The 10,162-nt window shown below is 70.8% G+C and carries 10 protein-coding genes; 6 read left to right on the top strand and 4 right to left on the bottom strand.

Annotated features, from left to right (window positions below):
* Positions 1–196 precede the first annotated feature (196 nt).
* The gene (locus IE168_RS14905; RefSeq protein WP_081459326.1) at positions 197–508 is read left to right on the top strand and encodes a DUF5076 domain-containing protein; all 312 of its coding nucleotides are present in this window, start codon (positions 197–199) and stop codon (positions 506–508) included.
* A 29-nt stretch (positions 509–537) separates the two neighbouring features.
* Here IE168_RS14905 and IE168_RS14205 read toward each other — a convergent pair whose 3' ends face one another.
* Complete coding sequence (locus IE168_RS14205; RefSeq protein WP_189499438.1) at positions 538–1,461, bottom strand: IS110 family RNA-guided transposase; 924 nt, start codon at positions 1,459–1,461, stop codon at positions 538–540.
* Between the two features lie 234 nt (positions 1,462–1,695).
* On the opposite strand from IE168_RS14205, the gene IE168_RS14200 reads away from it, so the two are divergent.
* From IE168_RS14200 to IE168_RS14190, 3 genes are all read left to right on the top strand, one after another.
* Positions 1,696–1,968: a hypothetical protein gene (locus tag IE168_RS14200; protein WP_189499435.1), complete on the top strand. Its 273-nt coding sequence runs from the start codon at positions 1,696–1,698 to the stop codon at positions 1,966–1,968.
* A gap of 188 nt (positions 1,969–2,156) precedes the next feature.
* A complete protein-coding gene (locus IE168_RS14195; protein WP_189499433.1) occupies positions 2,157–2,489 on the top strand; it encodes a YnfA family protein in 333 nt (110 codons plus the stop codon).
* Between the two features lie 76 nt (positions 2,490–2,565).
* Positions 2,566–3,021, top strand: coding sequence for a hypothetical protein (locus IE168_RS14190; protein WP_189499431.1), 456 nt, complete (start codon positions 2,566–2,568; stop codon positions 3,019–3,021).
* On the opposite strand, the gene IE168_RS14185 is transcribed toward IE168_RS14190, so the two are convergent.
* The 3 genes from IE168_RS14185 to IE168_RS14175 form a co-directional block, all read right to left on the bottom strand.
* Complete coding sequence (locus IE168_RS14185; RefSeq protein ID WP_189499429.1) at positions 3,018–4,712, bottom strand: M20/M25/M40 family metallo-hydrolase; 1,695 nt, start codon at positions 4,710–4,712, stop codon at positions 3,018–3,020. The genes IE168_RS14190 and IE168_RS14185 overlap by 4 nt on opposite strands.
* Before the next feature lie 31 nt (positions 4,713–4,743).
* Positions 4,744–5,958 carry a serine hydrolase domain-containing protein gene (locus IE168_RS14180; protein WP_189499427.1) on the bottom strand — a complete coding sequence of 405 codons (1,215 nt, stop codon included), beginning with the start codon at positions 5,956–5,958 and terminating at the stop codon, positions 4,744–4,746.
* A gap of 79 nt (positions 5,959–6,037) precedes the next feature.
* The gene (locus IE168_RS14175) at positions 6,038–6,832 is read right to left on the bottom strand and encodes a rhomboid family intramembrane serine protease (protein WP_189499424.1); all 795 of its coding nucleotides are present in this window, start codon (positions 6,830–6,832) and stop codon (positions 6,038–6,040) included.
* A 139-nt stretch (positions 6,833–6,971) separates the two neighbouring features.
* On the opposite strand from IE168_RS14175, the gene IE168_RS14170 reads away from it, so the two are divergent.
* Positions 6,972–8,138 carry a class I SAM-dependent rRNA methyltransferase gene (locus IE168_RS14170; protein ID WP_189499422.1) on the top strand — a complete coding sequence of 389 codons (1,167 nt, stop codon included), beginning with the start codon at positions 6,972–6,974 and terminating at the stop codon, positions 8,136–8,138.
* 243 nt (positions 8,139–8,381) lie between these two features.
* Positions 8,382–10,004 (top strand): DNA recombination protein RmuC, encoded by a 1,623-nt coding sequence (locus tag IE168_RS14165; protein WP_189499418.1) that lies wholly within the window; start codon positions 8,382–8,384, stop codon positions 10,002–10,004.
* The last annotated feature ends 158 nt before the right edge of the window (positions 10,005–10,162 follow it).

Below are 10,162 nucleotides of genomic sequence, written 5' to 3'. Positions count from 1 at the left end.
GCGTCCCCGAAGCTCAGCTGCATCGTCGTCATCCGTCGAACCTTGCGCTATTGTCGCCGAAGGATTTGTTCAGAGCATCCCTAACAATGCGTTCAAGCCGACACCGCATCGGGTCGCAAACCACATGGCAGGTGTAGCTTGCCATGTGCTTCACGCCCCGCTGCGGCGCGGCTTAACTTAAGTGTTAGGCCTACTTATGAAGCCTCTAGTCATTCCACCAGCAGCGCAGCGCGATGAATCGGCAAGGCAACTTGTCAGCGCTTGGGCCGCAGAGAAGGGCCTGCATTGCACACTCAACATTGGGCTGTGGCATGACAGCGGCCGTGACGAGCCTGCGTCTTGGGGCATTCTTCTGTCAGACCTTGCGCGTCATGCCGCAAACGCGCTGCAGGAGCAGTATGGCCTCGATTCAACAGATACGCTCGCCCGGATTCGACAAGCATTCGACATGGAGTTGTCGGATCCAACATCCGACACCACTGGGTCATTCCATCATGGTCACACGTAGGCTTCAGCAACTGTCTTGAAGCGTGCCGCTCAAGCCAGTGCCAGAGCCTCGTCGCGAAGCTCGTCACGGCGCCTGGCATTGATGATTCCGAGCAGCTTCCGCATGCACGCCACCAGAGCCACCTTGCCAAGCTTCCCGCGTGCTCGCAGCTGCTGGTAGTGCGCCTTCATCACAGGATCCCAGCGCACGGCTGAGAGCGTCGCCATGTAGAGCGCGACGCGAACAGGCGCGCGGCCGCCTCGGATCCGTCGCTTGCCTTGGCCTTGTCCGCTGTCCCGGTTCATTGGCGCCACGCCGGTGAGCTTGGCGATCTGCCTGCGGTCCAGATGTCCCAGCTCGGGCAGCAGCGCGAGGACGGTGGCCTGGAACACAGGCCCCAAGCCCTTGCTCGAGCGCAGCGCGGGCGTGGCGTGTTCGTTGATCAGGGCCTTCATCGTCTTCTCGATCGTGGCCAGCTCGCGCACCAAGGCGGCAATGGTGCGCGCTACCAGCTTGCGGACGGAGGCAGGCGCCATGGCCGCCTGCTGCTTCTGGGCTTGCAGCAGCACGACCACCTGGCCACGACGTCGTAGCCAGTCGCGCAGTTCACGCTGCCAAGGCGGCGGTGCGACATAGGGCCGCAGGCGGTCAGCGAACAGCCGGGCCATGAGTGCCAGGATCCGGGCGTCGATGTCGTCGGTCTTGGCCAGCTCGCCGGTAGCGTTGGCGAAGGCGCGAGCCTGCCGTGGGTTGACCCGTGCGATCCACAGGCCGGCATCGCAGCAGGCCTCGAGCAGCGGCTCCTCGTAGCCGCCGGTGGCCTCGACCACGATCCGCGTGGTCTTGAGTGCCTGCAGGCGCTTGACCAGCTTGGTGATGCCGGCGCGATTGTTGGCAAACCCCGCCACGCCCGGCTGCCCATCTACGGCCAGATCCAGACTGGCCTTGCACACGTCGATCCCTGCTGCCGTCATCTCGGTTCTCCGTTACAGTCGAGTGGCCGAGAGCATCGCGCCCGAGGCCCACGCTTATCAGTTCGAGGGAAACCTCGATCAACTGTTCGGGCGCAGGGCGCGAGATCCGGCGTGCGGCCCCTGCTGAATTACGGTGGTGCTGACACCGAGGCGTTATCGGGCGCGCACGCCGGGCTCTCGGCTCTTAGGCTAGGGGAAACTCAAGACATAAGGAGTTGGGCGTCGGTGGCAGCAATGCGCAAGTTCATGTCTCCAGGTTTTCTCACTTTCGCGGCTATCCGCGCTTCCGTTGCCGCGGCCGCGGTTCTCTTTACGTATCCCGCGAATCCACTCATCTGGAACGCCGCTACATGGACACTTGTGGCAGGACTGGCCGGTCTACTGGTGGTCGTTCCTGTCTCGGGCTACGTGCTCGCCAGGGATCGCACGGCACGGACCTGGCAACGGATCGCCACCTTCCTCATTGGCCTGGCATGCCTGGCTGCGGTTGCCGTCGTGTTCTTGTAGGTTGCACGCTTGGACGGGCGGGCACTGCATCCGTCCATGACGGCGCCTGACAGGCGTTGGCTGGCGCATCACCTTCATTCTTCATTCGATGTGACGCATGGAACGCTACAGGCTCGGTGAGTACGTGGCGTTTGCCGCCGGCTTGCACGGGCGGGTCGACGAGGCGCGGGGATCCTGAGGTCCGGATGATGGAACTGTTCAAGGTGCTCGCGCTCTTCATCGCCACGGCGCTCGCCGAGATCGTCGGCTGCTACCTGCCGTACCTGTGGCTCAGGGAAGGCCGTACGCCGTGGCTGCTGGTGCCGGCGGCGCTGAGCCTGGCGGCGTTCGTGTGGCTGCTCACGCTGCATCCGCAGGCGGCGGGTCGCGTCTACGCGGGCTATGGCGGGGTGTACATCACCGTGGCGCTGATGTGGCTGTGGGCGGTCGATGCGGTGCGGCCGTCGCTGACCGACTGGATCGGCGTGGGCCTGTGCCTCGCCGGCATGGCGGTGATCATGCTGGGCGGGCGCCAGGGCTGAGCGCGCGCGGCCGCGCCGGCGCTATCATCCCGCCACGCGCAGGCGAGTCGCCGCGCGCCACTGACAGGGGACACGGATGAGGAAGACCATCATCGGCCTGGCCGCCGGCCTGGCCATGGTCGCGAGCGCGCCTCTGGCCGCGGGCGAGCACCAGGAGCGGCTTGCCAGCTGCCTCAAGGAGTCGAGCACCCAGGCCGACCGCGACGCGCTGGTGCGCTGGATCTTCGTGGCGATGTCGGCGCATCCGCTGACCGCCGACCTGGCCGTGGTGCCCGCGGACACGGCCTCGGCCGTGAGCCGGGACGCCAGCGCGGTGTTCGCGAAGCTCATCACCGTGACATGCGGCGCGGAGTCGGCGGGCACGATCAAGTACGAGGGCACCGAGGCCTTCGGCAAGGCGTTCGAGGTGCTGGGCATGTCGGCGATGGACGGACTGATGGGCCATCCGCGGGTGGCAGGGGCGGTCGCCGAGATGACGTCGCACCTCGATCCGGCGCAGTTCGACGAAATGATGAAGCGTTACGCGGATTAATCCGCGCCGAAGCGCTCGCCGAAGAAGTCGCCGTCATTCCACGCCGGCCGTGCGTCGGCGTCGCCGATGCCGCGGGCGAGGGCGGCCGACAGCCGCGCCAGACGCGCGGCGTCGCCGTAGTGGATCGGCAGGTCGGCCTGGTCGCAGGGCTGGTGGTAGCAGTTGCGCATGAACCAGGTGGCGGAGACCTTGGGGTCGCGCTCGGCGTCGGCGGCCTCGATGCCGCCGTCGAGGTAGACGGCGGGGATGCCTTCGCGCACGAAGGAGAACTGGTCGCTGCGCACGAACACGGCTTCCTCGGGGAAGGGGTCGGGCGAGACCCTGACCCCGACCTCGCGTGCGGCGGCGTCCACTGCGGCCTTGAGCGAGGAGTGCTCGACACCGATCGGCACCACGTCGCGGCTGGGCGCGGTCAGCACCGGCATGTCGAGGTTGATGTTGGCCACCAGGGTGGTGCCGGCGCCGGGATTGCGTGCGAACCAGCGCGAGCCGAGCAGACCCTGTTCCTCGGCGGTGACGGCGACGAAGGCCTGCGAGCGCCGCGGTGCTTGTGCACCTGCCGCCAGCGTGCGCGCGGCCTCGAGCATGATCGCGACGCCCAGGGCGTTGTCGAGCGCGCCGTTGTAGATGACGTCGCCGTCGACCTCGAGGCCGGTGCCGACGTGGTCGAGATGCGCGGTGTGCACGACGTGTTCGCCGGCCAGCGCGGGATCGCGGCCGCGCAGCACGCCGACGACGTTGCGCGAGTCCAGCGGTTCCACGCGGGTGCGCACGGCCAGCGCCAGGCGTACCGGCAGGTCGAAGCCGCCGGCCTGCCCGGCGCGGGCGCGCTCGGCCAGCTGCGCGGCGCTGCGTTCGCCGCCGGCGAACAGGGCGTCGGCGGCGGCGGCACTGACGCGCGACACCACCTGCAGCGCGGGGAAGGTGTCGATGCCGCGCCCATCGGCGTCGCGCAGGCGCATCGACGGCCGCTCCCAGCCGGCGGCGCTGCGCGCCCAGGGCGTGCGCGCCTCGTCGGCGGCGGTCCCCACCAGCACCGCGCCCACGGCGCCGCGCTCGGCGACGCTGCGCAGCTTCTCGTCGAGTGCGGCGTGGAAGGCGCGGCGGGTGTCGTCGAAGCGCTCGGGCGCGCCGCCCAGCAGCACCGCGACCTTGCCGCGCAGGTCGAGGCCGGCGAAATCGTCGTGGCCGAGGCCGGGGGCGTGGATCGCCTGGCCGACGAAGACCGCGGGCGCGTCGACCGCGGCGTCGGCGGCGTTGAAGTTGGCCATCGGCAGGAACTGGTCCTGGAAGGCCAGCATCGCGGACTTGCCGTCCAGCCTGATTTCGAACCTCGCGCCGTCCGGCACCAGGGTGGCGCGCAGCAGCGGGACGCGCTGGAACCAGCCGCCGTCGTCGCCGCCGGGCGCGAGGCCGGCTTCGGCAAAGCGCGCGGCGACATGGTCGGCGGCGAGGTCGAAGCCCGGGGTGCCGGTCTCGCGGCCCTGCATGCGGTCGTCGGCGAGCGTGCGCACGTCGTCGGCGATGCGGTCGTCGGCCGGGTCCTGCGTCTGGTCGACGTCTGCGGAGGCCGGCACGGCGTCGGGGTCATCCGCGCGCTTGCACGCCGAGAGGCCGGGCAGGAGCAGGAGGGCGCCGGCGACGGCGAGCGCGAGGGCGGCCGTCGGGCGACGGCGGATGGCGGCAGGCATGGCGGGTCCGGCGGCGGAACAGGCCACAAGCCTAGCGTGCGGCGGCCTCGCGCAGGAACGCTTCGCCGATCGCGCGGGCGTCGGCATGGGGCTCGGGATCGTTGCGGTTGGTCAGCATCACCACGGTGAGCCGTTCGACGGGCCAGCGCAGGATCACGTTGCGGAAGCCGATGGTCTCGCCGGAATGCCAGAGCGCGCCATGACCGTCGATGCGCCAGCCGTAGCCGTAGGCGGCGACGTCGTCCTCGCCGGTGGGCGTGGTGGTCTGCGGCGCGAACGCCAGCGCGCGCGAGGCGTCGGACAGCAGGCGGTCGTCGGACAGCGCGGCATCCCACTTCGCGAGGTCGTCGATGGAGGAATAGATGCCGCCGTCGCCGAGCACCGCGCTGGTGGTGGACTGGTCGGTGCGGCGCCAGCCGGCGCCATCGGCGCTGTGGCCGAAGGCGCGCGTGGGCACGGTGTTGCGGCCGTCGACGAAGGCCACGCTGTGCTCCATGCCGAGCGGGGCGAAGATGCGTTCGCGCAGGACCTCGGGATAGGGACGGCGGGTGGCGCGCTCGACGACGAGGGCGAGCAGGGCGTAGCCGGAGTTGCTGTAGCGGTAGGCGCTGCCGGGGGCGAAGTAAGGTGCACCCGCGACCGCTCCGGCCGTGTCGTCGCCCCCGGCGGCATCGGCTGCGGCATCGGCCGCGCGGGAGGCGGGCGGCTTCGCGGCGGCGTCGGCGGTAAACGTGGTCTCGCCGTCCGGCGCGCGGCCGCCGTCACCGGCGCAGGGCAGGCCGTCTGCCAGCAGGCACAGCACGTCGGCATCGCGCACCTGGCCCTGGAACCCGACCGCCATCAGGTCCTCGTAGTCGTGCAGGCCCGAGGTGTGGCTCAGCAGGTGGTGCAGGGTCACGCCGTCGGCGTTCGCGGGCAGCTCCGGCAGCCAGCGGCGCACGGGGTCGTCCAGGCGCAGGCGGCCGTCCTGGGCGAGCAGCAGCACGGCGGCGGCGGTGAACTGCTTGCTCACCGAGGCCAGGCGGAAGTTGGTGGCCGGGGTGACCGGCGCGCCGGCGCTGACGTCGGCCAGGCCCACGGTGCGGCGGAGCACGGGCTCGCCGTCGCGCAGCACCAGCAGGGCGGCGCCGGGCACGTCGCCGGTGTAGCGCTGCAGGCGGGCCGCGGCTTCGGTCGCGCCGTCGCCCGCGGTGGCGGTGGCCCAGGGCAGGAGGGTCATCAGCAGGAGGGTGGTGGTCAGGCGCATCGCCCGAGTCTAGCCGCACCTGGCCGGCGGTGGCGTCCGGGGCGATGCACGGCCGGGTCCGTGGGTCAGCGCGTCCGGGTCAGGAGCGCCCGCGCGGCGGGAACGGCAGCACCTTGCCGCGCTCGTCCGTTCCCGGATCGGGGCGGTGCCACAGCACCGGCACGTCGTCGGGTGCCGCAGGCTCGAACTGCGCGCGTTCGGCAGCGGCGCGCTCGGCATCGGCGGCGGCCTGCTCTTCCTCCAGCTCCCAGCTGTAGCGTTTGCGCGGCGGCGCGGGGTCCAGGCGCCGGAACAGCCAGGCGGCCAGGATTCCGCCCAGCGCGCCGCCCAGGTGCGACTGCCAGGACACGCCGGGCTCGCGCGGCAGCACGGTCAGCAGCATGCCGCCGTAGAACAGGAAGCCGATCATGGTGGCGGCGATGGCGGCGCGGTCGCGGCGCAGCACCGCCAGCGCGAACACCAGGAACATCAGCCCGTGGGTCACGCCGCTGGCGCCCAGGTGGAACGAGCCCGGCGCGCCCAGCGCCCAGGCACCGAGTCCGGAGCCCAGCCACATCAGCGGCAGGCCGCGCAGGGACGCCTTCGGATACACCCAGCCGGCCAGCGTGCCGAGGAACAGCACCGCCGCACCGTTGGCGACGATGTGCTCCAGCGAGCCGTGCAGCAGCGGCGCGGTGAGGATGCCGAACAGGCCGCGCAGCGTGCCCGGCTGCACCGCGAACAGGCGCGCGTCGAAGCCGGACTGCGCGGCGTAGACCACGGCCAGCACTGCGACGAAGGCTGCCGAGGCGCCCGCGGCGCGGCGGAACCGGCGCCAGTCGGCCGCGCGCTGGGCGGCGGAGTCGGGCGGATGCTCGTGGCCGGGCAGGTGCATGGATGAAGCATGGCGGCGGAAGGCGGCAACGCAAGGGCGGGGGTCTCGGTGCCGACGCGGCATGGCGCATGGGCGGGGATGGCCCCGCGCCCGTCACGCGCGCCCGTCGCCGCGGCGGGCGCCCGGTAGAATTCCCGCCATGAACGAAGCCCTCCCCATCGTCCGCCTGCGCAACGCCTGGCGCTCCAGCCACCCGTGGATCTTCCAGAAGCTGGTCGAGAAGCCGAACCCGCGGCCAAAGCCCGGCACCATCGTCGACGTCGTCGGCATCGACGGCGAGTGGATCGGCCGCGGCTTCTACAACGGCCATTCGCGCATCGCGGTGCGGATCCTGGAAACCGATCCGCAGGTGCCGGTGGACGCGGGCTGGTTTGCGCGGAAGATCGCCGACGCGGTGTCGCTGCGTCGCGACGTGCTGCGCCTGGACGAGGTGTCCGACGCCTGGCGCGTGGTGCACAGCGAAGGCGACGGCCTCAGCGGCCTGGTGGTCGACCGCTATGCCGACCTGCTGGTGCTGGAGTATTTCAGCGCCGGGATGTTCCGCCACCGCGAATGGATCATGGCCGCGCTGCGCGAACAGTTCCCCGGCTGCCGCTTCCACGCCTTCGCCGACGAGCACGTGCAGAAGCAGGAGAGCTTCGACTTCCACGGCACGCCCGGCACCGAGCCCGCCGTCATCACCGAGCACGGCATCCGCTTCCGCGCGGACCCGGCGGGCGCGCACAAGACCGGCTTTTTCGCCGACCAGCGCGAGAACCGCGAATGGTTGAGCCGCCAGGTCGCGGGCAAGCGCGTGCTGGACCTGTGCTGCAACACCGGCGGCTTCGCGGTGTATTCGGCGGTGCGTGGTGCAAGCGAAGTGACGGGCGTGGACATCGACGCCGACGTGATCGACATCGCCAAGGGCAACGCGAAATTGAACGGCGTGCGTCCGCGCTTCGTGCAGGCCGACATCTTCCCGTGGCTGCGCGACGCCGGGAACGGGGGCGAGCAGTACGACGTGGTGATCCTGGACCCGGCGAAGATGACCCGCGACCGCGAGCAGGTGATCCCGGCGCTGAAGAAGTACCTCGACATGAACAAGCTGGCGCTGTCGGTGGTGAAGCCGGGCGGGCTGTTCGCGACGTTCTCGTGCACCGGGCTGGTGAGCGAGGACCAGTTCCTGGACATGCTGCGGCGCGCGGCGTTCTTCTCCAACCGCACGGTGCAGGTGCTGAAGGTGTCCGGCGCCGGGCCGGACCATCCGTTCATGGCGAACGCGCAGGAGTCGCGCTACCTGAAGGCCGTGTTCTGCCGGGTGGTGTAGCGTCCTGCGCGAGTGCGCGACCGCCTCAACTGCGACGCCGTTCCCTGCGACGCCGTTCCTTGCGACACGGCTCATCTCCCTGCGACACGTCTCCCCTGTAGGAGCAGCTACAGCTGCGATGGCGAAGTGTCCCGCCAGTGCGGGTCGCAGCTGTAGCTGCTCCTACAGGCAGGGAATTCCAGGCCTGCGATCGCAGGGCTTCGGGTCGCAGGCGATGCGACCTGGGCCGGCTACACTGCGCCGATGGATGTTCAGACCTTGTTGATGCTGGTGCTGGCGATCGCCGCGGCGATCGTCATCGTGCTCCTGGTGGTGCAGCTGCGGCGAAGTCCGCTGGCTTCGAAGCGCGAGGCCGGGCTGCAGGCCGAACTGCAGGCCGAGCGTGCCGCCAGCCGCGCGGCCGCCGAGGCCGCCGCCGAGGCTGCGGGCAGGTTGCAGGGCCAGCTGGGCACGGCCACCGCCGAACTCGAAGCCGCGCGTGCGCGTCATGGGCGCGATGCGGACGCGCTGTCCGCGATGCGCGCCGAGCTGGAAGCGGCGCGGACCCGGGCGGAAGTGGCGGAGCGCAGCCTGGCCGAACGCGGCGAGGCCCTGGCCGCGGCGCTGCGCCGCGCCGAGGCGGCCGAAGCCAGCTGCGGCGAGCTGCGCGAGCAGGGCACGCGTGCCGAGCGTCGCCTCGCCGAACTCGGCGCCAACCTCGAACACGCCGAGCGCGCGCGCGCCGAGATGCAGGCCTTCGTCGACGAGGCCCGCACCCGGCTGTCCGCCGACTTCGCCGCGCTGGCGGGCAAGGTGTTCGACGAGCGCGGCAGGCAGTTCGAGGCCAGCGTGCGCGCCGCCAACACCCAGGGCCGCGCGGACATCGAGACCCTGCTCAAACCCTTCAACGAACGCCTGGGCGAGTTCCGCAGCCGCATCGACACGCTGTACGGCGAGGAGGCGAAGGAGCGCGCCGCGCTGCTGGGCGCGGTGACCGAGCTCAAGACCCTCAACCAGGACATGGCCGGCCACACCGCCGCGCTGACGCGCGCGCTGAAGGGCAGCAGCAAGGTGCGCGGCGACTGGGGCGAGCTGATCCTGGAAAGCGTGCTGCGCGGCAGCGGGCTGGAGGAAGGCGTGCACTTCGAGCGCCAGGCCGGCGTGCGCGATGACGAAGGCCGCGCTCTGCGTCCCGACGTGGTGGTGTTCCTGCCCGACGAGCGCAGCGTGGTGGTCGACAGCAAGGTCAACCTGGTCGCCTGGCAGGAGGCGATGGACGCCAGCGACGAGCCCGAGCTGCACGCCGTCGCGCTGCGCCGCCACTGCGACGGCCTGCGCCGGCACGTGAAGGATCTCGCCGAGCGCGCCTATCCCGCGGCCATCGGTGCCAACGCGCTGGACGTGACCATCGCGTTCGTGCCGATCGAGGGCGCGCTGTCGGCGGCGTTGGGGTCGGATCCTTCGCTGCAGACCTACGCCTTCGAGAACAAGGTGGTGTTCGCCTCGCCGAACACGCTGATGGCGCTCCTGCGCGTGGTCGACCGGCTGTGGACGCGCGACCGCATCCACCGCCAGGCGCTTCAGATCGGCGAGACCGGCGGCCTGCTGCTGGATGCGCTGCAGGCGTTCCTGGTCGATTTCGAGCAGGTCGGCACGCGGCTGGACCAGCTGCAGAAGTCCTACGGCAGCGCGAAGCGGCGGCTGGACGAATCGAACCAGAGCGTGCTGGCGCGCGCGCGCCGGCTCACCGAACTGGGCGTGCGCGGCAAGAAGGCGCTGCGCGAGGAGCTGAAGCCGGATGCGGCGGCGCTGGCGCTGCCGGGCGCGGACGGTGGCGCGGAGGAGCCGGAGCCAGGCGTGGCCGCCGACGGCGACGCGACCGTCTGAGCCGCATGCGTCCCTGTAGGAGCGGCTATAGCCGCGACCAGAACCTCCGCAAGCACAGGTCGTTGCTCAAGCACCGGTCGCGGCTATAGCCGCTTGTGTCTTTGCTTTGTTCTAGCGTGTAGGCGAGAGCGGAGTGCGGGACGCCGACCAGCCGGGGT

Source organism: Luteimonas padinae (assembly GCF_014652935.1).
GTDB lineage: Bacteria > Pseudomonadota > Gammaproteobacteria > Xanthomonadales > Xanthomonadaceae > Luteimonas > Luteimonas padinae.
Note: the sequence above shows the minus strand (reverse complement) of the source record. Positions and strands in the feature narration are given on the sequence as shown.